Origin of the sequence: Bradyrhizobium oligotrophicum (assembly GCF_051168495.1) — a bacterium.
In the GTDB taxonomy this organism is placed as follows: Bacteria; Pseudomonadota; Alphaproteobacteria; order Rhizobiales; family Xanthobacteraceae; genus Bradyrhizobium; species Bradyrhizobium oligotrophicum_A.
Map to the genome: position 1 here is coordinate 269490 of NZ_JBNPVB010000003.1, position 23243 is coordinate 292732.

Annotated in this window: 20 protein-coding genes; 5 read left to right on the top strand and 15 right to left on the bottom strand. The window is 65.7% G+C overall.

The genetic code is table 11. The features are described 5' to 3' along the window. Window positions 1–5: 5 nt before the first annotated feature. From ACQR1B_RS07975 to ACQR1B_RS08010, 8 genes are all read right to left on the bottom strand, one after another. Window positions 6–806 carry an alpha/beta hydrolase gene (locus tag ACQR1B_RS07975; protein WP_434832064.1) on the bottom strand — a complete coding sequence of 267 codons (801 nt, stop codon included), beginning with the start codon at window positions 804–806 and terminating at the stop codon, window positions 6–8. A gap of 18 nt (window positions 807–824) precedes the next feature. Continuing rightward, window positions 825–2222: an NAD(P)(+) transhydrogenase (Re/Si-specific) subunit beta gene (locus tag ACQR1B_RS07980; protein ID WP_434832065.1), complete on the bottom strand. Its 1398-nt coding sequence runs from the start codon at window positions 2220–2222 to the stop codon at window positions 825–827. A gap of 58 nt (window positions 2223–2280) precedes the next feature. Beyond that, window positions 2281–2598 carry a proton-translocating transhydrogenase family protein gene (locus tag ACQR1B_RS07985; RefSeq protein ID WP_284420324.1) on the bottom strand — a complete coding sequence of 106 codons (318 nt, stop codon included), beginning with the start codon at window positions 2596–2598 and terminating at the stop codon, window positions 2281–2283. A 24-nt stretch (window positions 2599–2622) separates the two neighbouring features. Further along, window positions 2623–3750 carry a Re/Si-specific NAD(P)(+) transhydrogenase subunit alpha gene (locus tag ACQR1B_RS07990; RefSeq protein ID WP_434832066.1) on the bottom strand — a complete coding sequence of 376 codons (1128 nt, stop codon included), beginning with the start codon at window positions 3748–3750 and terminating at the stop codon, window positions 2623–2625. A gap of 127 nt (window positions 3751–3877) precedes the next feature. Continuing rightward, complete coding sequence (locus ACQR1B_RS07995) at window positions 3878–4030, bottom strand: aa3-type cytochrome c oxidase subunit IV (protein WP_434832067.1); 153 nt, start codon at window positions 4028–4030, stop codon at window positions 3878–3880. A 103-nt stretch (window positions 4031–4133) separates the two neighbouring features. Continuing rightward, window positions 4134–4520, bottom strand: coding sequence for a type II toxin-antitoxin system death-on-curing family toxin (locus tag ACQR1B_RS08000; protein WP_434832068.1), 387 nt, complete (start codon window positions 4518–4520; stop codon window positions 4134–4136). Next, window positions 4517–4780, bottom strand: coding sequence for an AbrB/MazE/SpoVT family DNA-binding domain-containing protein (locus tag ACQR1B_RS08005; RefSeq protein WP_434832069.1), 264 nt, complete (start codon window positions 4778–4780; stop codon window positions 4517–4519). Before ACQR1B_RS08005 ends, ACQR1B_RS08000 begins: the two co-directional genes overlap by 4 nt. A gap of 69 nt (window positions 4781–4849) precedes the next feature. Continuing rightward, window positions 4850–6805, bottom strand: coding sequence for a M3 family oligoendopeptidase (locus tag ACQR1B_RS08010; protein ID WP_434832070.1), 1956 nt, complete (start codon window positions 6803–6805; stop codon window positions 4850–4852). A 120-nt stretch (window positions 6806–6925) separates the two neighbouring features. Here ACQR1B_RS08010 and ACQR1B_RS08015 point away from each other — a divergent pair, with 120 nt between their 5' ends. The 3 genes from ACQR1B_RS08015 (at window position 6926) to ACQR1B_RS08025 (ending at window position 12818) form a co-directional block, all read left to right on the top strand. Next, window positions 6926–8422 carry a sigma-54-dependent transcriptional regulator gene (locus ACQR1B_RS08015; protein WP_434832071.1) on the top strand — a complete coding sequence of 499 codons (1497 nt, stop codon included), beginning with the start codon at window positions 6926–6928 and terminating at the stop codon, window positions 8420–8422. A 402-nt stretch (window positions 8423–8824) separates the two neighbouring features. Beyond that, window positions 8825–10891 carry a L,D-transpeptidase family protein gene (locus tag ACQR1B_RS08020; protein WP_434832315.1) on the top strand — a complete coding sequence of 689 codons (2067 nt, stop codon included), beginning with the start codon at window positions 8825–8827 and terminating at the stop codon, window positions 10889–10891. Between the two features lie 283 nt (window positions 10892–11174). After that, window positions 11175–12818 (top strand): DUF882 domain-containing protein, encoded by a 1644-nt coding sequence (locus ACQR1B_RS08025; protein ID WP_434832072.1) that lies wholly within the window; start codon window positions 11175–11177, stop codon window positions 12816–12818. Window positions 12819–12937: 119 nt separating this feature from the next. Here ACQR1B_RS08025 and ACQR1B_RS08030 read toward each other — a convergent pair whose 3' ends face one another. Together ACQR1B_RS08030 and ACQR1B_RS08035 are read right to left on the bottom strand one after the other, a co-directional pair. Next, window positions 12938–13213: a DUF2312 domain-containing protein gene (locus ACQR1B_RS08030; RefSeq protein ID WP_008961835.1), complete on the bottom strand. Its 276-nt coding sequence runs from the start codon at window positions 13211–13213 to the stop codon at window positions 12938–12940. Window positions 13214–13461: 248 nt separating this feature from the next. After that, window positions 13462–13758, bottom strand: coding sequence for a DUF1244 domain-containing protein (locus ACQR1B_RS08035; RefSeq protein WP_434832073.1), 297 nt, complete (start codon window positions 13756–13758; stop codon window positions 13462–13464). A gap of 204 nt (window positions 13759–13962) precedes the next feature. Between ACQR1B_RS08035 and ACQR1B_RS08040 the strand changes: the two genes are divergently transcribed. Beyond that, on the top strand, window positions 13963–14553 hold the full coding sequence (locus ACQR1B_RS08040) for a DUF1036 domain-containing protein (protein ID WP_434832074.1): 591 nt from the start codon (window positions 13963–13965) through the stop codon (window positions 14551–14553). Beyond that, window positions 14550–15986: a pyruvate kinase gene (gene pyk, locus ACQR1B_RS08045; protein ID WP_434832075.1), complete on the top strand. Its 1437-nt coding sequence runs from the start codon at window positions 14550–14552 to the stop codon at window positions 15984–15986. The genes ACQR1B_RS08040 and pyk overlap by 4 nt, the downstream gene beginning before the upstream one ends. Before the next feature lie 6 nt (window positions 15987–15992). Here pyk and ACQR1B_RS08050 read toward each other — a convergent pair whose 3' ends face one another. The 5 genes from ACQR1B_RS08050 to tilS form a co-directional block, all read right to left on the bottom strand. Next, the gene (locus tag ACQR1B_RS08050) at window positions 15993–17603 is read right to left on the bottom strand and encodes a glycosyltransferase family 87 protein (protein WP_434832076.1); all 1611 of its coding nucleotides are present in this window, start codon (window positions 17601–17603) and stop codon (window positions 15993–15995) included. A gap of 109 nt (window positions 17604–17712) precedes the next feature. Beyond that, complete coding sequence (locus ACQR1B_RS08055; protein WP_434832077.1) at window positions 17713–18387, bottom strand: TetR/AcrR family transcriptional regulator; 675 nt, start codon at window positions 18385–18387, stop codon at window positions 17713–17715. 159 nt (window positions 18388–18546) lie between these two features. Continuing rightward, window positions 18547–19770, bottom strand: coding sequence for a glycosyltransferase family 87 protein (locus tag ACQR1B_RS08060; protein ID WP_434832078.1), 1224 nt, complete (start codon window positions 19768–19770; stop codon window positions 18547–18549). Window positions 19771–19991: 221 nt separating this feature from the next. Continuing rightward, window positions 19992–21914 carry an ATP-dependent zinc metalloprotease FtsH gene (ftsH, locus tag ACQR1B_RS08065; RefSeq protein ID WP_434832079.1) on the bottom strand — a complete coding sequence of 641 codons (1923 nt, stop codon included), beginning with the start codon at window positions 21912–21914 and terminating at the stop codon, window positions 19992–19994. Window positions 21915–22147: 233 nt separating this feature from the next. Next, window positions 22148–23239 carry a tRNA lysidine(34) synthetase TilS gene (gene tilS, locus ACQR1B_RS08070; protein ID WP_434832080.1) on the bottom strand — a complete coding sequence of 364 codons (1092 nt, stop codon included), beginning with the start codon at window positions 23237–23239 and terminating at the stop codon, window positions 22148–22150. Window positions 23240–23243: the final 4 nt, after the last annotated feature.

Here is a 23243-nt window from a genome sequence, read left to right on the forward strand (position 1 = left end):
GGACGCTAGGGACCATCGATGAAAGTCTTGGCTGTGTCAGTCGCACCGAAAAAATCCAGATCGTTATGGCCGCCGTCGGGAAACCGTACGAAGCGCTTGGGCTCATGTGCAAGCGTGAACAAGCGTTGTCCGAAGCGAATTGGAATCCCGGGATCTTTGGCGCCATGCATGATCAGCAGCGGCACATTGACGTTGGCGATGCGCCGGTCGGAATGGAAGCGGTCCCGCATCAGAAGGCTGACGGGAACCACTTTGAGCATGTCGGAGGCGACGTCGACCGTCGACGTATAGGGCGCTTCGAGGACCAGCTTCGCGATCGGATGCTCGGCGGCGATCGCCGTCGCCACGCCGCTGCCGAGCGAAAAGCCCCAGGCTACGATGCGCTGCGCATCGTAGCGCTCCCGCGTGAAGGCGTAGGCGGCCGCGGCATCCTGAAGCAGGCCTTGCTCGCTGGGACTGCCGGTCGACCCGGCATAGCCGCGATAGGACAGCGCAACGAGTCCGGTGCCATCGGACGTCAGCGCCTTGAAGCGTGAGACCACACCGGCGAGGAAATCGCCATTGCCCGGAAAATACAGCACGACCTTGCGGCCGGGCTGCGCCGGCACGTGCCAGACGATAACCTTCTCGCCGTCGGCCGACGTCAGCACATGCTCTTCAGCCTGCGGAAAACCGGCCGCTTCCGGCGCAATGCGCCCGACCGGTGGGATCGGAAACAGCATCGCGCGCTGGCGGACGAAAATGACACCGACGACGATCACGTAGATCGCAGCCAGGACGATCAGGAGCCACTTCAGAAAGGTCATGGCTCCCCTGTCGGGTCGCTACATCGCCTTGACGATGTTCTCGGTCATCTTCTTGGCGTCGCCGAGCAGCATCATCGTGTTGTCGCGATAGAACAGCGGATTGTCGATGCCGGCGTAGCCCGACGCCAGCGAGCGCTTGATGAACATCACGGTGCCCGCCTTCCAGACCTGCAGCACCGGCATGCCGTAGATCGGCGAGGACTTGTCCTCCTCGGCCGCAGGGTTGGTGACATCGTTGGCGCCGATGACGAAGGCGACGTCGGTCTGGGCGAATTCGGAGTTGATGTCCTCGAGCTCGAACACCTCGTCATAGGGCACGTTGGCTTCGGCGAGCAGCACGTTCATGTGGCCGGGCATGCGGCCGGCGACCGGATGGATGGCGTACTTCACCTCGACGCCTTCCTTCTTCAGCGTGTCGGCCAGCTCGCGCAGCGCGTGCTGCGCCTGCGCCACCGCCATGCCGTAGCCCGGCACGATGATGACCTTGGAGGCGTTCTTCATGATGAAGGCCGCATCGTCGGCCGAGCCGAGCTTGGCCGGCTTCTGCTCGCCGGTGGCACCGCCGGCTGCAGCGGTCTCGCCGCCGAAGCCGCCGAGGATGACCGAGATGAAGGACCGGTTCATCGCGTGGCACATGATGTAGGACAGGATCGCGCCGGACGAGCCGACCAGGGCGCCGGTGATGATCAGCGCCGAATTGCCGAGCGTGAAGCCGATGCCGGCGGCGGCCCAGCCCGAATAGGAGTTCAGCATCGAGATCACGACCGGCATGTCGGCGCCGCCGATCGGGATGATCATGAGCACGCCGAGCGCGAGCGCCAGCACGGTGACCATCAGGAAGTCGAAGCCGCCGCCGGTCATCACCAGGCGGATCACGAAGAAGACGAGCGCAACGGCGAGCGCGATGTTGATGATGTGACGCGCCGGCAGGATGATCGGCGCGCCGCTCATCCGTGCCGACAGCTTGAGGAACGCGATCACCGAGCCAGTGAAGGTCAGCGCGCCGATGGCGACGCCGAGCGACATTTCGACCAGGCTCTGCGGATGGATGTTGCCGGGCGTGCCGATGTCGAAGGCTTCCGGCGCGAAGAACGCGCCGGCGGCGACCAGCACCGCGGCCATGCCGACCAGCGAGTGGAAGGCCGCGACCAGTTCGGGCATCGCCGTCATCGGCACCCGGCGCGCGACGACCGCACCGATCCCGCCACCGATCGCAACGCCGAGGATGACGAGCACCCAGGCGACGCCGTCGGCCGGCGGATGTCCGGCGAGCGTGGTGACCACGGCGATCGCCATGCCGGCCATGCCGAAGAAGTTGCCCTGGCGGCTGGAGGCCGGGCTCGACAGCCCGCGGAGAGACAGGATGAACAGCACACCTGCCACGAGATAAAGGAGTGCCGACAGATTGGCGTTCATTGCAGATGCCCCGTTGTGCCTGTCATCCCGCGTCGTGCGGCGTTGTTAAGCGACGTTGTTATTTGGACTTCTTCTTGTACATCGCGAGCATGCGCTGGGTGACGAGGAAGCCTCCGAAGATGTTCACGCAGGCGAAAATCAGCGCGATGAAGCCGAAGGCCCGCGCCAGACCGCTGCCGCTCGACAGCATGGGAACGCCGACCGCGAGCAGCGCGCCGACCACGATCACCGAGGAGATCGCGTTGGTGACCGACATCAGCGGTGTGTGCAGGGCCGGCGTCACCGACCACACGACGAAATAGCCGACGAAGACCGCCAGCACGAAGATCGACAGCCGGAAGACGAAGGGATCGACGGCTTGGACGACATGTTCCATGGCTTAGCTCCTGATGTCTTCCGACTATGCCTTCGGCTGGAAGTTCGGGTGGACGATGGCGCCGTCCTTTGTCAAAGCCGTGGCCTTGACCAGTTCGTCGTCCCAATTGACCGCCAGCGTCTTTTCCTTCTTGTCGATCATCGTCTCGATGAAGGAGAACAGATTGCGGGCGTAGAGGCCGGAGGCGGAGGCAGCGACCCGGCCCGCGAGATTGGGGTAACCGATGATCTTGACGCCGTCGATCTCCACGGTCTCGCCGAGCTTGACACCCTCGACATTGCCGCCGCGCTCGACCGCGAGATCGACCAGCACCGAGCCCGGGCGCATCGACTTCACCATCTCCATGGTGACGAGACGCGGCGCCGGACGGCCGGGAATCAGCGCCGTCGTGATGATGACGTCCTGCTTCTTGATGTGTTCCGCCGTCAGAGCGGCCTGCTTGGCCTGATACTCTTTCGACATTTCCTTGGCGTAGCCGCCGGCCGTCTGGGCGTTCTTGAACTCCTCGTCCTCGACCGCCAGGAACTTGGCGCCGAGGCTCTCCACCTGCTCTTTGGTGGCGGGGCGCACGTCGGTCGCAGAGACCATGGCGCCGAGCCGGCGCGCGGTCGCGATCGCCTGCAGGCCGGCGACGCCGACGCCCATCACGAAGACCTTCGTCGCCGGCACGGTGCCGGCCGCGGTCATCATCATCGGGAAGGCGCGGCCGAATGCTTCGGCGCCCTCGATGACGGCGCGGTAACCGGCGAGGTTGGCCTGGCTCGACAGCACGTCCATCACCTGCGCGCGGGTGATGCGCGGCATCAGCTCCATCGCGAAGGCGGCGATGCCGGCGTCGGCCATGGCCTTCAGCGCGGCGTCGTTGCCGTAGGGGTCCATGATCGCGAACACCAGGGCGCCGCGCCGGTAGTTGGCGAGCTCCGAGGCTTCCGGCCGTTTCACCTTGACGATGATGTCGGCGTCCTTGAGCGCATCCGCGCTGACGGTTGCGCCCGCCGCCGTGAACTCCGAATCCGGCAGGCCGGACTTGATGCCGGCGCCGGGCTCGACCGCGATCTCGGCACCCAACGCCTTGAACTTCTTCACCGTGTCGGGCGAGGCGGCGACCCGCGACTCCAACGGGTCGATTTCCTTGGCGACGGCAATCTTCATGAGGCCTCCGGCGCGAATGCGCGCGCGAGCTTAACAGGGCGGGACGTCCGACTGGGTTCAGCCTGCAGCGCCGTGGGCGCTCAGCTGAAGGCCCGCCGGCTGGGATGCCGACGGGCCCAGTGCGACACTAGACGAGGAAAATAGCCATCAAGATGACGATCAGAGCGACGCCGATGGTGCCGAACTTCACCAGCTTGATGAAGCCCTCATAGGTGGCCTCGTGCGCCACATAGTCGTTGCCGTCAGCCGTCGAATAGGCGATCTCGCCATGGTTTGCCATCGGGTCCCCCTAGAGAAGCATGCTTGTTAAGGTCGCATACCTCAAAGCCGGTGCAAGGGCAACGGCAGGCATGCAAGGCCGATTTATCGGTTTTCCGATCGGCCTATTCGCCGGGCCAATTGTCACGGATCCAGCGCGTCAGGCTGGCCTCGCTGACCTCGCCGGCGGCGAGGGCGAGGATCATGGCAGCAGCTTCCGCCTCCGGAACGTCGAAGTCGAATCCATTGACCCCGAGAAACGTATAAAGTGCCAGGAGCGAGGTCCGCTTGTTACCATCCACGAACGGATGATTGCGCGCGATGCCATACGCGTAGGCCGCAGCCAGATCGGGAAGCTCCGCACCTTCGTAGGCCCACTTGTTTCTCGGACGATCCAGTGCAGACTCGAGCATTCCTTCGTCGCGCAGTCCGCTGGCTCCACCATGAATGGCAAGCTGCTCATCGTGGATTGCGACGATCATCTGACGGGTGAGCCAAAACGGCTCGCTCATTTCGCCAACTCGGCAAGCGCGTTGTGATACCGCTTCATGCCTCGTCGTGCGACCGTCATCGCCCGCTCGAAATCCGGATCGTGCGGCGTCAACACGATGCTGCCACCTGGCTGCTCGACAGGGAACAGCTTGTCCCCCTCTTTCAGGTTCAGCCGTGCCACCATCTCCTTAGGCAAAATAAGCCCGATCGAATTACCGATCTTGCGGACCTGCAGCACGACGCTGCTGTCCGGCTTCAGCTCCTTAGGATTTTCATTCATGGCGGGCTCCTATATTTTACATTTGTATAACACTGAAGCCAGCCCCGGTTCAACACATGTTTCACAGCCCTACCCCATCGCCTCCAGCTCATCGATCATCCCGGCGATGACCGACAGACCGCCGTCCCAGAACCTGGGATCCTTGGCGTCCAGGCCGAACGGGGCGAGCAGCTCGGAATAGTGCTTGGTACCGCCGGCGGCGAGCATCGCCAGATAGCGCTCGGCAAAGCCTTCGGCGGCGTGCTCGTAGACGGCATAGAGCGAGTTCACCAGGCAGTCGCCGAACGCATAGGCGTAGACGTAGAACGGCGAATGGATGAAGTGCGGAATGTACATCCAGAAGTTCTCGTAGCCCGGCTTGATCTCGATCGCCTCGCCGAGGCTCTCGGTCTGCACCGACAGCCAGAGCTGTCCGAGCCGCTCCGCGGTCAGCTCGCCGTTCTTGCGCTCGGTGTGCACGGCGCGCTCGAACGAATAGAACGCGATCTGCCGCACCACGGTGTTGATCATGTCCTCGACCTTGCCGGCGAGCAGCGCCTGGCGCTGCCTCGCGTCCTTGGTCTCGGACAACAGCCGCTTGAAGGTCAGCATCTCGCCGAACACGCTCGCGGTCTCCGCCAGCGTCAGCGGCGTCGGCGCCATCAGCGCGCCTTGCCGCGCCGCCAGCACCTGGTGCACGCCATGGCCGAGTTCGTGCGCGAGCGTCATCACGTCGCGCGGCTTGCCCTGGTAGTTCATCAGCACATAGGGATGCGCCGACGGCGTGGTCGGATGCGAGAACGCGCCCGGCGCCTTGCCCGGACGCACCGGCGCATCGATCCAGCTCTGGTCGAAGAAGCGCTGCGCGATGTCGGCCATCTCGGGCGAGAAGCCGCGATAGGCGGTCAGCACCATGCTCTTGGCTTCCGGCCAGGCGATGGTGGCATTGGCCGCGAAGGGCAGCGGCGCGTTGCGGTCCCAATGCGCGAGCTTCTTCTTTTTGAACCAGCGCGCCTTGAGATGATAGTAGCGATGCGACAGCTTCGGATAGGCCGATCGCACCGAGGCCACCAGCGCATCCACCACCTCGCGCTCGACGCGATTGTTGAGGTGGCGGGAGTCGGCGACATCCTGGAAGCCGCGCCAGCGGTCGGAGATGTCCTTGTCCTTGGCCAGCGTGTTGGTGATCAGCGCGAAGGTGCGTTCGTTGGCCTTGAAGGTCTTGGCCAGCGCCTCGGCTGCCGCCTTGCGCTTGGCACCGTCGCGGTCCTGCAGGAAATTCAGCGTCGGCTCGATCGCGAGCTCCTTGCCTCCGACCTGGAAGCGCAGGCCTGCGATGGTCTGGTCGAACAACCTGTTCCAGGCCGAATAGCCGGTCTGTGACTTTTCGTGGAACAGCTGCTCGACGCGGTCCTCGAGCTGATAAGGCTTGTCCTTGCGCAGATCCTCGATCCACGGCCGGTAGTGACCGAGCGCAGGCGTCTCCATCGCGCGCTCGATCACGGCATCGTCGATACGGTTGAGCTCGAGCGGAAAGAACAGCAGATGAGTCGAAGCAGCCGTCAGCCGCTCCGAAATGTCGCCGTAGAATTTGGAGATCGCGGGATCCACGCTGTCGCCAGCATGCGCCAGCCCAGCGAACGAGCCGAGCCGTCCGGCGAGATCGTCGATCGCCTCGTAACGCCGCACGGCACCTGCGAGCCATTCGCCGCCATCCTCACGCGCGACATGCTCGGCGAGCTTGCCCTTGTAGTCCGTCTCAAACGCGACGCATTCAGAATCCATCTTCGCGAGATCGTGAGCAATCTCCGGCGCGTCGATGCCCCTATAGAGATCGCCGAGGTTCCACTCGGGCAGCGAGCCGATTCCGGCCTTTGCCGCGACAGCCTTCCTGGCCGGCTTGGCAGATGATTTGGCCGCCGCACCACGCGCAGCCTTGGCCGCGGCCGGCTTCGGCTTGGCCGCAGGCTTCTTGGCCTTGGCTGATTTGGTCCGGAGAGCGGATCTGGTCGGCTTGCGGAGAGCAGAAGAGGCGCGCGAGGTCATCGGATGGGTAACCTGTTGTTCGAACGTGTATCCCGATCAGCGAGGTTTAAGGTTGCGTTAATCGGCGTCGGCGAGAGTGCCCCGATTCGAGACAGATAGTCGTAGCGTGCAAGGAAAGCCATGGCTGCCAGCATTTTGATCGCCGATGATGATCCGGTCCAGCGCCGGCTGGTGGAGAACATGGTTCAGAAATGCGGCTACGAGGCGGTCGTCGTCGAGACCGGCGACGCCGTCATCGAGAAGCTGACCAATCCCGACGCCGGCCCGATCGATGCGATCGTGCTCGACCTCGTGATGCCTGGGCTCGACGGCATGGGCGTGCTCTCGAAGATGCGCGAGGCCGGCATCTCGATTCCGGTGATCGTGCAGACCGCGCATGGCGGCATCGACAACGTCGTCTCCGCGATGCGCGCCGGAGCCCAGGATTTCGTCGTCAAGCCCGTCGGCATCGAGCGGCTGCAGGTCTCTCTGCGAAACGCTCTCAATACCTCCGCGCTGAAAGGCGAATTGCAGCGCATCCGGCACAGCCGTGAGGGACGGCTGACCTTCGCCGACATCGTCACCCGCGCCGAGGCGATGGCGCCGATTTTGCGCATCGCCGAGAAGGCCGCGGCTTCGTCGATCTCGGTGCTGATCGAAGGCGAATCCGGCGTCGGCAAGGAGCTGTTCGCGCGCGCCATCCATGGCACCAGCGAGCGCAAGACCAAGCCGTTCGTCGCCGTCAATTGCGGCGCAATCCCGGACAATCTCGTCGAATCGATCCTGTTCGGCCACGAGAAGGGCGCATTCACCGGCGCGACCGAGCGCCACACCGGAAAGTTCGTCGAAGCCCATGGCGGCACGCTGTTCCTTGACGAGGTCTCGGAACTGCCGCTCACCGCCCAGGTCAAGCTGCTGCGCGCGCTGCAGGAAGGCGCCGTCGAGGCCGTCGGCGGCCGCAAGCCGGTCAAGGTCGACGTCCGCATCGTCTCGGCGACCAATCGCCGCCTGCTCGACCGCGTCAAGGAAGGCCATTTCCGCGAGGATCTGTTCTACCGGCTGCACGTGCTGCCGCTGACGATCCCACCTTTGCGCACGCGCCGGGAGGACATTCCGCATCTGCTGCGGCATTTCCTCGTGCGTTTCGCCGCCGAGGAAAACCGCGCCGTATCCGCGGTCAGCGGCGAGGCGGTAGCCTATCTGACGAGGCTCGACTGGCCCGGCAACATCCGTCAGCTCGAGAACGCCGTCTATCGCGCGGTCGTCATGAGCGAGACCGACCAGCTCGGCGTCGCCGATTTCCCGCTGATCCCGAGCCATGCGCCGCCGGTGGAGCCGGCGCCCGCGCTCATGGTGGAGCGCCCTGTCCATCCGGGATTGCCTGCGATGGTGCCGGGCGGTGAAGTCCCCATCGCGCCGCTGCCGTCCCATGGCAGCCTGGCGATGCTCAGCGCCGGCGGCGACGTGCGTCCGCTGGAAGAGATGGAGCATGAGATCATCCGCTTCGCGATCGCCCATTACCGCGGTCAGATGTCGGAGGTGGCGCGCCGGCTCAAAATCGGACGCTCGACGCTCTACCGCAAACTGGACGAAGCCAATGGCGAGACGCCGACGACGGAGAGCCCGCCGCTCGGCTGAGACGCTCGATAGGTAACATCGTCGCACGCCGCTCCGGGGTCCGAAAAACGCCGCAAGGCTCGGCAACGATGGAACATCTGAACCGTTGCCTTGCGGTGACAGACAAAGGAAAAAACGCGTGGCACAAACGAACGATCGGTTTGTCCGGGGTTTTTCCCAAGAGTCAGTTTGTCGTGAGTTGTCCCGTGTGGCGCTGGCCGCAGAAGTGGGGCTTGGGTATCGTTTGGGCGTGACTCAATCATTGCGTACACGCGTGCCCCATTCTCACGGGCTGTACTCGAGCCAAAGCTGGCGGGTAGACATCGACCTTGTTACCGACCCTGTTCCGGACGGAACAGATCATCCGAGGAATTGACAATGCGAGATTGTGTGACGACCCGTGGCGGATACGACCGCGTGTTGATGGCTGTCGCGGCGACCTTCCTCGTGGTGTCGACGAGCTCAGCTCTCGCCCAGAGCGACCCGCCCCGCAACAGCGCTGCCGAGCTGGCGATCGATGCGGCGATCCCGTTGCCCGAGCCGGCCAATGTACCGCCGCCGACCGCCAGCGACTTCAAGCTCGACACGACCGCCACCGTTTCGCCGAACCAGGCCAAGGAGCCGGAGCGGACGACGAAGCCGCTCGATTCCGCGGCCGCGCCTGCGACCGATCCCGCCAATGCTGCCACCCCACCGGCGGCGCCACCGGCTCCGGCGACCGCGACGGCTCCCGAGCCGGTCAAGGCCGCCAGCAACGTTCCCGCCGCCGACCAGCCCGTGGCCGATCGCCTGCGCGACCTGATGGCGACAAAGGCTACCCGTTTCTTCGATCGCAAGGCCGAGCGCGCCGCCGTCGAGAAATTCTACACCGGCCGCGACTATGCGCCGATCTGGACGCAGGGCGGCACCCTGACGTCTGCAGCCAAGGGCGTGGTCGCGCGTCTCAGGGATGCGGCTGCGGACGGGCTCAATCCCGGCGACTATCCGGTGCCGGATTTCGCCGCCGCAGCGTCCACGCCCGACACCCTCGCGGAAGCCGATCTCAGGCTCACCGAAAGCATGCTGGACTATGCACGGCAGGCGCAGAGCGGCCGCATGCACTGGTCGCAGGTGTCGGCGGACATCCAGTATCCCGAGCATCCGATCGATCCGACCGAAGTGCTGGCCAACGTCACCGGCGCGAAGGATGCCTCCGCGACGCTCGACAGCTATAACCCGCCGCACAAGCTCTACAAGCTGCTGAAAGCCAAGCTCGCCGAGCTGCGCGGCGGCAATGACGGCACGCCTGTCATCATCGACGACGGCCAGACGCTGAAATATACGCCCGCGCGCGGCAAGAACGCGCCGGAGGCCGAGGCGCAGATGTCCGACCCGCGCGTGCCCAAGCTGCGCGCCAAGCTCGGCATCACCGAGAACGCCGACGACATCCGCTACGACGCCAAGGTCGCGAGCGCTGTCCGCAAGTTCCAGGAGAGCGTCGATCTCAAGCCGACCGGCGTCCTCGACGACCGCACCGTCAAGGCGCTCAACACCCCTAAGCGCGACAAGCAGATCGACACGATCCTCGTCAACATGGAACGCTGGCGCTGGCTGCCGCGCGACCTCGGCGCGCCCTCACTCGGCGACGCCTATGTCATCCTGAACATCCCCGACTATACGCTCAAGGTGATGCAGCGCGGCGCCCAAGTGTGGACCACCCGCGTCGTGACCGGCAAGCCCGGCCAGCACGCCACGCCGCTGCTGACCGAAACGATGAAGTACATCACGGTCAATCCGACCTGGAACGTGCCGCCCTCGATCATCTATAACGAGTATCTGCCGGCGCTGCAGCAGGACCCGACCGTGCTCGACCGCATGGGCCTGCGGCTGGAGCGCGCCCGCGACGGCTCGATCCACATCTCGCAGCCGCCGGGCGAGGCCAACGCGCTTGGCCGCATCCGCTTCAACTTCCCGAACAAGTTCCTGGTCTACCAACACGACACGCCGGACAAGAACCTGTTCGCGCGGGACGAGCGCGCCTTCAGCCATGGCTGCATGCGCGTGCAGTATCCGGACCAATACGCGTCGGTGCTGCTCAACATCGCGATGCCGAACGAGCGCTACACGCCCGAACGCATCCGCAGCATGTATGGCCGGAGTGAGATCGACCTGAAGTTCCCGACGCCGATCCCGGTCAATATCACCTACCAGACCGCGTTCGTGGACGAGGCCGGCAAGCTGCAAATCCGCAAGGACGTCTATGGCCGCGACGCGACCATGATCTCGATCCTGAAGAACGGCCGCGGCAAGGATCTCGAGAACGTGGTGGCGCACGCGCAGCCCAATTATTCTCGTCCGCGCGGACCGCTGCCGAGCTCGGTGAACGTCAGCGACAACAGCTTCTCGTCCGGCTCCTCCGGCTCGAACTTCTTCGAGCGCCTGTTCGGGGGCGGTCCGCCGACCCCGCCGGCCCCGGTTGGCCGCCCGCCGCGGCGGGTTTTCACCCGGTGATCCGGGCGATGACCGCTGCTTGAAATATCCATTTACAATCAAGAACCTCGCCGATCGGGACGCCGCCGGCGAGGTTCTTCATTTGTGGTTAACCACACTGAACAACCACGATTGGATGGCACTTTTTCGCCACACTCAAGAGTATATGTTAAGGGTAATTGGGGGGCGGGCCGGTCAATATGCATTAACCATCCCGCCTTAGGTAAGCGTTTCCTCTCTCTTCCGCCGGACGGGCCGCAAGAGGGTATCCGAGTAAACGCTCGTCGACGGGGTGGGCTGCATCTTGCTGTCTGTTTTCGCGCGCCAATCGCGTTCGCTGCCCAGAGCGGGATGGAACGCCGTATGCCGCTATGGTCTCGCGTCGCTGCTCCTGCTGATGGGAGCGGGCACGATCCGTGATGCCGAAGCCCTGAACGAAACCCGCAGCCTGTCCTTCCACCACACCCATTCCGGCGAGGACCTGACGGTCACCTTCAAGCGCGAAGGCCGCTATGACGAAGACGCGCTGAAGAAGCTCAATCATTTCCTGCGCGACTGGCGGACCCAGGACGAGACGGTCATGGACCGCCGCCTGTTCGACATCCTCTGGGAAGTCTATCGCGACGTCGACGGCAAGCAGCCGATCCAGATCATCTCGTCGTACCGCTCCCCCGCGACCAATTCGATGCTGCGCCGGCGCTCGCAACATACGGGCGTGGCCCGCCACAGCCAGCACATGCTAGGCCATGCGATGGACTTCTACATCCCCGGCGTTCCGCTGGAGCAGATCCGCTACGCCGGCCTGCGGCTGCAGCGCGGCGGTGTCGGTTTCTATCCGACCTCCGGGTCCCCCTTCGTTCACCTCGACACCGGCAACATCCGCCACTGGCCGCGGATGACGGCCGACCAGCTCGCGCGCGTATTCCCCGACGGCAAGACCGTCCACGTCCCGAGCAATGGCGTCCCGCTCAAGGGCTATGAGGTCGCCAAGGCCGAGATCGAGAAGCGCGGCCCGGGTGATGACGCGTCGTCCGGCCGGTCAAATCTGTTCGCCCGCCTGTTCCGCGGCCGTCCGAGCGAGGATGACGACGAGGCGGGCGAAAGCGAGAGCAAGGCCGACGGCAAGCCGGTTCAGACCGCGGCACTCAGCGCCAAGGCGACCGACAAATCGTCGGACAAGGAGCGCTCGGCGGACAACAAGGCATCGACCGCCCGCGGCAAGATCGCCAACGCCCTGCAGCTGGCGTCGGCGGATGCGCAGGAGCCGATGGCGGCCAAGTCAGAAGCCAAATCTGAAACCAGGCCGGAGACGACGAGCGCAATTGCCGGCGCGTCCCGGGACGGCGCACCGCAAAGCGTCGCGGACATCATCAACGCGCGCGGCTTCTGGGGTGACAATCCGAGCGCACCCAAACAGGCCACGCCCGAGCAGGTCGCCGCGATCACCGCCCGCAGGGCGCTGTCGTCGATCGATCAGACGCAGACGGCGAGCCTGATGCAGGCGATGGCCTTCGCTCCGCAGGTCCCGTCCTCGGCCGATCGCGCCAACGCCGGTGGCACCACGCCGATCCCGGTCCGAAACTCCCGTCCGGCGACCCGCAGCGCTGCACCAGCGTCGGACACGCCCGGCACTGCCGCCAAGAGCGGATCGGGGCCCGACGGCATGATCACGATGGCGACGCGGCTCTCGGCTGCCAAAGGCCCGGATTCGACCTGGATGCGGGCGATCATCCTGACACCGAGCGCATCATCGTCCATGTCGGTCACGAAAATCGGCGATCTGGATCTGACCGTCATGCGCAGCTATTTCGTCAAGCCGCAGATCGCGCTGGCGATGAGTTTCGCCGCCGATCCAACTCCGGGACTGAGCTACGATCAGTTCACCGGGCCCGCGATCATCAAGCTCGAAACCAAATCCTTCACGATGCGCGCGGCAGCGTTGCGCTGACCGCGCCGGCCATGGAATCACGCGGCCCTGCACTCACACAAATGCCCCGCGCTGGCTGGCTTTGCGGGGCATTCGGTGGTTCGTCGAGATGAACAGATCAATCGAGCGCAGATGGCCGCTCAGATCATGCCGAGCGCCTGCATGTAGGTCTCGAGGATGCTCTCCTCTTCCTGGCGCTCGTTCGGATCCTGCTTGCGTAGCCGGATGATCGTGCGCAGCGCCTTGACGTCGAAGCCGTTGCCCTTGCTCTCGGCATAAACGTCCTTGATGTCTTCGGAGATCGCCTTCTTCTCCTCCTCCAGCCGTTCGATGCGCTCGATGATCGACTTGAGCTGATCTACGGCGAAGCGGGTCGCGGGCGAGTCGTCGTCCTTCGCGGCGGCGGAGGTGGCCATCTGATACTCCTGAGTGGAACTCGTGTGTCCTGGGCAGACGCCCCCGGGCGCTGCGTGTTCGCCGCGACCCTCAAATCTGGCGTGCCCCGCGTCAAGGCAACATCGCCCTCATCCACAAAGCGCCCACATGTTGTTGGGTCCGGCAGCCCGCCGGACAACAAGATCGGCCACGCCGCTTGCGTTTTCGGCGCGTCCCGGACAGGCGCGCGATTCGCGGATTGCAGCAAGCGCAGCGCGGCCAGCCGGGCTCAATGGCCCGGATGCACCTTCTTCATCGCCTCGAGCTGCTCGGTGCTGGCCTCGCGCTGGTACTTCGCCTTCCATTCCTCATAGGGCATGCCGTAGACGGCCTGGCGGCTCTCATCCCTGGTCATTGGCGTCCCCTTGGCGTCGGCGGCATCCTTGAGCCAGTTGGACAGGCAGTTGCGGCAGAAGCCGGCCAGATTCATCAGATCGATGTTCTGAACGTCGGTTCTGGTCTGCAGATGCTCGACGAGCCTGCGGAACGCCGCGGCTTCGAGCTCGGTCCTGGTGGTGCTGTCCATCGTCGTGTCTTTCTTCGTTGCCTGTTCCGCGCCGTGACGGATGTCTGCTATAGAATGCGGCATCGTCGCGGGTTTGGCCATATCGCAGCATACCGTCGAGGGACGAGCAGATCGTTCACATCCACCTTCGCCACGAAATCGCCGCCGTTGACAGCCGCAGCCAAGTCACGCGACATCATTCAACGTTTGATATAGCGTCGCGCAATGATCCCCAAAACCTCCTTTGTCCTGCATCGCTTTCCCCGCCGCCCCGGTTTCGGACTGCTTTCGCTGCTTGGGCTGGTCGCGCTCTGCCTCTCTTCCAGCCCGGCGGCAGCCGATTTCCGGCTCTGCAACAACACGTCGAGCCGGGTCGGGATCGCCCTTGGCTACAAGGATGCCGAGGGCTGGACCACCGAAGGCTGGTGGAACGTGTCGTCTCGCAGCTGCGAAACCCTGCTCAAGGGCACCCTGGTCGCGCGCTACTACTACATCTATGCCCTGGACTATGACCGCGGCGGTGAATGGTCCGGTCAGGCCTTCATGTGCTCGCGCGACAAGGAATTCACCATCAAGGGCACCGACAATTGCCTGGCCCGCGGCTTCGACCGGACCGGCTTCTTCGAGGTCGATACCGGCGACCAGCGCGCCTGGACGGTGCAGCTGACCGAAGCCAATGAGCAGCCGGCGCAGCAGCGAGTCCCGGGCATCCCAGGCACGCTCGGCCCCGGAGGCAACATGCCCGGTCTTCCCAACGGACCCCAGGGGACGCAGCCCGGGCCTGGCCTGCCCTCAGGGCAAGCACCCAAGCCATGAGACGACTGCGCCGCATCAAGATCCTCGCCACGCTCGGCCCCGCCTCGTCGGACAGCGCGATGATTCGCAAGCTGTTCGAGGCCGGGGCCGATATTTTCAGGATCAACATGAGCCACACCCCGCACGACAAGCTGCGGGAGCTGGTGGCCACGATCCGCAGCGTCGAGGCGAGCTACGGCCGCCCCATCGGCATTCTGGTCGACCTGCAGGGCCCGAAGCTGCGGGTTGGGACCTTCGCCGAAGGCCCGGTCCAGCTGAACAACGGCCAGAGCTTCGTGCTCGATTCGGACAAGACGCCGGGCGATGCGACGCGGGTGTACCTGCCGCATCCGGAAATCCTCGCCGCGCTGCAGCCCGGCCATGCGCTGCTGCTGGATGACGGCAAGGTGCGACTGATCGCCGAGGAAACCTCCCCCACCCGCGCCGTCACCCGCGTCGTGATCGGCGGCAAGATGTCCGACCGCAAGGGTGTCAGCCTGCCGGACACCGACCTGCCGGTCTCGGCGATGACGCCGAAAGATCGCGCCGACCTCGACGCCGCATTGAACATCGGCATCGACTGGATCGCGCTGTCCTTCGTGCAGCGCGCCGACGACGTCCTCGAGGCCAAGAAGATCATCCGCGGCCGCGCCGCCGTCATGTCCAAGATCGAAAAGCCGCAGGCGATCGAGCGTCTGAACGACATCATCGACGTCTCCGACGCGCTGATGGTGGCGCGCGGCGATCTCGGCGTCGAGCTGCCGCTGGAGCGCGTGCCGGGCCTGCAGAAGCTGATGACGCGGATGGCGCGCCGTGCCGGCAAGCCGGTGGTGGTTGCGACGCAGATGCTGGAATCGATGATCCAGTCGCCGGTACCGACGCGCGCCGAGGTCTCCGACGTCGCCACCGCCGTCTACGAAGGCGCCGATGCGATCATGCTGTCGGCGGAGTCGGCCGCCGGCAAATATCCCATCGAAGCCGTGTCGACGATGAACCGGATCGGCGAGGAGGTCGAGCGCGATTCGGTCTACCGCTCGGTGATCGCGGCTCAGCGCCCCGAGCCGGAATCGACCGCCGGCGACGCGATCGCGGAAGCCGCGCGGCGGATTGCAGAGAACCTCGATCTGCCCACCATCATCTGCTGGACGTCATCCGGCTCGACCGCGATCCGCGTTGCACGCGAGCGTCCGAAGCCGCCTGTCGTTGCGATCACACCCAACCTGGCGACGGGACGGCGGTTGTCGGTCGTCTGGGGCGTGCATTGCGTGGTGGCGGAGGATGCACGCGACCAGGACGACATGGTCGAGCGCGCCGGTTCGATCGCCTTTCGGGACGGCTTCGTGCGCGCCGGCCAGCGTGTCATCGTCGTGGCCGGCGTTCCGCTCGGCACCCCGGGGACCACGAACATGGTCCGCATCGCCTATGTCGGGCCATCGAGCGAAGCTCATCTCTGACGACGATCAGTCGACACTGCCGTCCGGCTTCAGGCCTGCGCTCGAGGCCGCCGGTGCCGCCGACGACACGGCCGGACAGGCCATGATGTCCGTGCCGTCTGCGCCCGGAATGCGCTCGCAGCGGCGTGACGCGTCGATCTCGAGATCGTAGTCGCCGAGCACGTCGAGCCGCGGCGGATTGTCCGCCGCGCTCTCCGCATAATACAACGCCCATACGCCGCCCGGCAGCGGCGTCGCCAGGCCGTTTCTGACCCGCCGGTCCAGCACGCCGCCGGGCATGATCGGCACCACCAGCTCCGACAACTGATAGACATGCGAGCCCTGCGGCAGGAACGACGTCACGTAGCCGAGCGGCTTCTGCAGCAGCAGAAACGTCGCCGGGCGCTGCAAGGTCTCCGCAAGCTGCGGCCGGTACGGGTCGGACCACGGCCGCCGCATCCAGTCGGTCGGCTGCGAGGCCAGCGCGATGGCGAGCGAAACGAGCACGATGACGGCCTGTGGGCCCGGCGACGACGCGCCCGGCTCAGCGCGCTCGCGCCAGGCCTCGATCAGGCGCACCACGAGCAGCACGATCAGCGGCGCCGCCAGCAGTTCGAGCGGGATCAGATAGCGCTGGATCGAGAACGCCAGCATCCACACGACGTAACTGACCCAGACGAAGACGACGAGACGCCGGTCGCGCAGCGGCAGCACCTCGCGCCTCCGCCACAGGCCTGTGACCACGAGCGCCGCGAGCAGCACGATGATCACGGCGAAGCGCGGATCGCGGAACGGCCATTCCGACGAGGGATACTTGCCGACCACCCAGTAGAACGGATAGGCGAGCGCATCGAACAAACCGGATGGCATGAAGCGCGTGTCGGCGATCGAGACCTCCGGCGCCTCGGGCGAGCGGAAGATCGTGTTGTAGAACGGATAAAGCGGGCTGCCGAAGTCGCGCATCATCTTCAGCGCCCACGGCCCCGCCGTGACGATCCCGGCCGCCGCACTGCCGACGCCGAACGCGATCACCGCGCGCAGCGGCCGCGCTACCAGCAGCAGCGAGACGCCGGCTCCGATCAGGAAGCTGGCGTTGGTGAGCTTCAGCCCGGTGGCGGCTCCGATCAACAAGCCGCCGATGAGGAAGCGCCGGCCGCGATCGTCGTCATCGCGGAAGATCAGTCCGACCCCGGCAAGGATCGGCATCGCGGTCAGGACGTCGGCGAAGCTGGTGCCGACCTCGGACAGAGCCATCGGGCTCAGCGCCGCGATGACGACCGTGGCGGCAAGCGTGACGGCGTTGGCCGCATGTCCCAGCAGCACGCGCGCAACCCACCAGACCAGCGCGAGATTGAGCCCGTGCAATGCGCCGAGCGCGATCCCCCACCAGGGTGCATCGAGCCCGTGGCGGACGACGTAAGGCAGCAGGTAGATCAGCGGATTGAGGAAGCTCTGGAAGCCGCCGGGCGCGACGTCGACATCGAAGCGGCCATGCACGAGCGCAAAGCCCGCATACTCGTGATAGTTCTGCCAGTCCCAGTTGATGTCCTCGCCGGCGGCATAGGCGTAGACCGCCCCCGCAATGGCCGATCCGGCGATCACGAGCGGAGTGGCCGGATGTTTGCGTTCGATCGACATCGGTGCGGGACACGTCCGGGACTACGAGCCGCGGCGGCCGTCCCGGCGCCGCACCCGACCATGGCGACGACGCGTGAATCGTTGATTAAATGCCCTCCGCGTCGGAGCGCTAGGCGCCGACCAGGCTCCTGACCGGGAGGACCGCCTGCACGACGAGGCCGCGGGCGCGCGCATCCATCACGCCGACCGCGCGCAGCGCCAGCAGGGTGACCGCCTGGACGGTGTCGCGGAGCTTGGCCGGATCACCGAGATTGTCCGGCGCCAGCGGCCCCACCAGCGCCTCGTGCAGCGCACCGAGCAGCGCCGTCGCCGCCAGCTGGGTATCCTGCGCCGGAAGATGGCCGGCGCGAACGGCGGCATCGATGCGCGAGGCGATCTCGCCGACGATGTCGCGGCGGCTCGCGATCCGCGAGGCCGTCACGTCGACGTCGACCGGCTCGGCCAGGATGCCCCAGGCGAGCTTGCGCTGCGACAGGACGTGAACGGCGACGGTGGAGACCGCAGCGGCCAGCGCCGAGGACGGGCCCGGCGCGGCATCGGCGGCACGCCGGACCGCGGCCAGCTCGTCGCGCGACACCTCGGCGATCAGTTCGGAAATCAGATCGGCCTTGGACGGAAAGTAGCGGTAGACCGTTCCGGCGGCCACGTTGGCCCGGACGGCCACGGGGGCGATCTGAACGGCCGACATGCCGCCTTCGGCGGCGGCTTCGCGGGCGGCGGTCAGAATCGCGCTGCGGCGGGCAGCCAGCCGCTTCACGACCTGATGGGTTCGCCGGTAGACCATGGCGTTTCTCGTCCCGGACGCGCTCGTCCGGGACATGTCCGGCGAACGCTGGTTCAGTGCTTTTGGAGGAACGTCCTCGCAAATTGCTTGGAAGAACTGAACACTTGTTCAGGAAAGAAGACAAGCGGAATCATGCCGTCCCCCACCGCAGCGGGAGAATCAGGCCGCCGCGAGCGTCGCCTGCGATGCCACCGGATGCCGCCACCATGACCCGGCCCGGGCGAGCACCAGACCGCCCATGATCAGATTGGCAGCGAGGCCGAGGGGAATGCCCGTCAGCATGAACGTGATCTGGAACGCCGCGATGCAGCCGAGCGCCGGCAACTCGTAGTGACGGAATCCGTCATGGAGGCCAACCCGCACCAGCCAGGCGACGGCGATCGCCTGCACCATCATGTCGTACATGAACAGATAGGGCGTCGTCAGCAGCAGCCCCACCGCCAGCGCCGCCGCCTTCAGCGAATAGCGCACCGGACTGCGCCACAGCGTCACCAGCGCGACCGCGACGGCTCCGGTCAGCACCCATTGGAAGGTCCAGCCGAGCGCTTCGGAGCCGCCGAAATAGCGCACCAGCGAGAACAGGCTCTGCAGCTTCCACCAGGTCGCCTTGCCTTCGGTGAGGAAGGCCTGCGAGAACGTCGGCAGCCAGTGAAAGAAGGCCTGCCAGCTCTCCAGGCCGAAGGTCATCCAGGACGCGAGCGCCAGGGCGACCGCGGTGATGCTCGCCGAGGCGAACGCGGTCCAGCGCTGGGTGGCGATGAGCAGCACCGGAAACAGCAGCCCATATTGCGGCTTGTAGGTCAAAAGCCCGAGGCAGATGCCCGCCAGCACCGGCCGCACCGGCAGCCAATACAGCGTGCCGCCGACGAGGGCGGCGGTGAGACATCCGTTCTGGCCGACGAGCGTATTCGAGAACAGCGCCGGAAAGCCGGCCGCCAACAACAGGCCGAAGCCGCGGCCGACGATGGCGCGCATGGCCAGCGCGAAGGGAATGAAGCTCGCATAGGCCCAGCCGGCGAAGGCGACCATGTAGGGAAACTGCGCCAGCAACGCCGCGACGAACAGGAAAGGCGGCGGATAGTGCCACGCGAAGTAGCCCGGGAAATCCTGTCGCAGCAGGTCGAGCTCGATCTGGCGCTGGACGTCCCAGTCCCAGGCCAGCGCCGGATGCCCCTGCAAGGCCAGCTTGCCCGCCGCCCAGACGTTGACGAAATCGGTCGGAATGCCGAGGCCCTCCGCCCCCCAGATCCAGATCCCCGACAACAGGCCGGCAGGGAAGAACGCGGCGTTGATGCAGGCGAGCGCAAAGCACACGGCGAACAGGCTGAACGGAACGCCACGCCGCGGCGATGGCATCGCAGCGGCGTCAGAATGATCGGCCATCTGAACCTCGACCCCGCGCCGAGACGGGCGCACTTCTGAGATAGGCTCGGACGCTTGAAGAAGGCTTAAGCGCAGCTGCGCGTCGGCGATGACCCATCAGTGGGCGATCAGGGATTGCAGCGGATCGCCGACAACGAAAAGCCCGGCTGCGAGCCGGGCCTGTCGTTGCATCGTCCTGATCTTCCCGGACGGGAGAGCCTGATCGCCCTCCCCGCTCCGCGTCATGCCTGGGGCTGCGGCTCCAGGCCGGGATCCGGATCAGGACGCGGACGCGGCTTGCCGGCGGGCGGCACGGCCGAGGCGCGCGGAGTCGACGGCTCGATCGCCGATTCGCGGTTCGGCTTCTTGCCCTTCAGCAGATCGAGGATCTCCTCGCCGGTCAGCGTCTCGTATTCGAGCAGCGCCTGGGCAATCGCCTCCCAATCCTCGCGCTTCTCGGTGATGATGCGGCGCGCTTCCTGTTCGCCGGCCTCGATCAGGCCGCGAATTTCGGAGTCGATCAGGCGGGCGGTGTCGTCCGAAATGTTGGTCGAGCGCGCCACCGAATGACCCAGGAAGACCTCCTGCTCATTGCTCTGGTAGCGCACGCGGCCGAGCTTGTCGGACATGCCCCATTCCATGACCATCGCGCGGGCGAGGTTGGTCGCCTGCTGGATATCGCCAGTGGCGCCGTTGGTCACCTTCTCGGCCCCGAACTTCTGCACCTCGGCCTCGCGGCCGCCGAACATCATAGCGAGCTTCGACACGCACCACTCGCGGGTGTGCGAGTGACGATCGGCCTCGGGCAGCGACTGCACCATGCCGAGCGCGCGGCCACGCGGAATGATGGTGGCCTTGTGGATCGGATCATGGCTCGGAACGTTCAGGCCGACGATGGCATGGCCCGCCTCGTGATAGGCGGTCAGCATCTTCTCTTCCTCGGTCATGACCATCGAGCGGCGCTCGGCGCCCATCAGCACCTTGTCCTTGGCCTCCTCGAACTCGGCCTGGGTCACCATCCGCTTGTTGCGGCGGGCGGCGGTCAGGGCGGCCTCGTTGACGAGGTTCATCAGGTCGGCGCCCGAGAAGCCGGGCGTGCCGCGCGCGATGGTCTTGAGGTTGACGTCCGGCGCCAGCGGCACCTTGCGGACGTGGACCTTGAGGATCTGCTCGCGGCCCATGATGTCCGGGTTGGAGACCACGACCTGACGGTCGAAGCGGCCGGGACGCATCAGGGCGGGATCGAGCACGTCAGGACGGTTGGTCGCCGCAATCAGAATCACGCCTTCGTTCGCCTCGAAGCCGTCCATCTCGACCAGCAGCTGGTTGAGGGTCTGCTCGCGCTCGTCATTGCCGCCGCCGAGACCGGCGCCACGATGGCGGCCGACGGCGTCGATTTCGTCGATGAAGATGATGCAGGGCGCGTTCTTCTTCGCCTGCTCGAACATGTCGCGGACGCGGCTCGCACCGACGCCGACGAACATCTCGACGAAGTCAGAACCGGAGATGGTGAAGAACGGCACGTTGGCTTCACCCGCCACCGCACGCGCGATCAGCGTCTTGCCGGTGCCGGGAGGGCCGACCAGCAGCACGCCGCGCGGAATACGGCCACCAAGCCGTTGGAATTTGCCGGGGTCGCGCAGGAATTCGACGATCTCCTGCAGGTCCTGCTTGGCCTCGTCGACACCGGCAACGTCCTCGAACGTCACGCGGCCGTGCGCTTCCGTCAGCATCTTCGCACGTGACTTGCCGAAGCCCATCGCCTTGCCGGCACCGCCCTGCATCTGCCGCGACAGGAAGATCCAGACGCCGATCAGCGCGATGAAGGGCAGCCACGACACCAGCAGCGACACGAACCACGGCACGTTGTCGCCCGGCGGCTTGGCGGTGATCGAGACCTTGCCGTTGTACAGCCGCGTCACCAGTGTCGGATCGCTCGGCGCGTAGGTCTGGAACGAGGAGCCGTTCTTGAAGGTGCCGTGAATCTCCGGTCCCTGGATCACGACGTCACGCACATTGCCCTGATCGACCTCGGTCAGCAGCTGTGAAAACGTGATGTCGGTCGACGACGCGCGTTGCCCCGGATTTTGGAAGAGTGTGAACAGAGCCAACAGCAATAGGACAATAATGACCCAAAGGGCGAAATTGCGCAGATTGGCGTTCATCGATTTTCCTTCGTGGTCGCGCGGATCGCGGCCGTCTATCCTCGGACTCATCCTGGGTAGCCACGAGGGAGTCCCCCGGTCGACCGTCCCGTAATCTAGGTACCACTCGCACCGATGCCAAGGGAACCACACAGGACTATTTAACGCATCCTAGCCTGATTCCCGCTCAAAAAATGGCGCGGGACGCGCTGCCGACGCAGGTGGTTAAGGGTCCGCGAAGGCCGCGGCGCGCCTCATCTCTCGCGCGATCGCCGAGGCGGCGCGGACGTGATGCGGATCGCCTCGCTCGTCACGCTTACCAGCGCACCAGCCAGGGTTAGTCTTAGCCTGCCTGATCGAGACGTACCAGCATCTGCGATCCCCGCAAGAGTGCGGTCGAGCCGGTCGAGCAGCGCTTCCGCCTTGCCGAGTTCCACCGGGCCTTCGGTTCCGACACGATTGATGGCGCGCATCAGCAGCCGGAGCCTGATTTCCGCCGGGAGTGCGACAAAGGCGCGCGGCTCGAAGGTCTGGCCGTGATCCGGCTGGGCCGACCCGGCTCCCGATTTGCGCAGCGCGAGGTACATTTCGGCGCCCTCCACCATTAATTCGATCGCAGCGTTGGCCCGTCCCAGCCGCCCTGCCAGCGTGGCCAGGGTCCTCGCATCGCCGCCCTCAGCGGCAAGCGCCGGCATCAGCGCCCGCAGGCGCGGCCGGGTGAAGGCTTGGTCGCGATTGGTCGGATCGTCGGCGAAGGGGACGTCGACGGACCTCAGCGTTGCCACGAGCCGGGCCTTGCAGATGTCCAGCAGCGGCCGCGCCAGCAGCAGCCCCTCGCGCTCGCTGACCGCGGTCATCGCTGCAAGCCCCACGAGACCGCTGCCGCGCAACAGCCGCATCAGCAGGGTCTCCGCCTGGTCATCCCTCGTATGCGCCGTCACGATGTGGCTGGCGCCGGCCTGCCGCGCGGCGCGTGCCAGCAAGCGATATCTCGCAAGGCGCGCCGCCTCCGGGAGTCCGGTCGCCGGCTTCTCGTCCATCCAGCGCAGAGTCCGGTGCGCGACTCCGAGCTGACGTGCGATCACCTTGACCATCCGCGCTTCGCGGCCGGCTTCCGGCCGCAAACCATGGTCGACGGTCACCGCGACGAGGCGAGGCCCATCGGCAAGCGCGGCGCGCCAGCGCGCCACGAGCCACATCAGCGCCATCGAATCCGGACCACCGGAGACCGCGAGCACGAGCGCCGGTGCAGCGATCAACGGCGCGAACAGGCGCTCGGCCTCGGCGACGGAGATCGGATCACCGTCCTCTGATGTGTCGTGCCGCACGGTCCCGTCGACTGCCATGGAA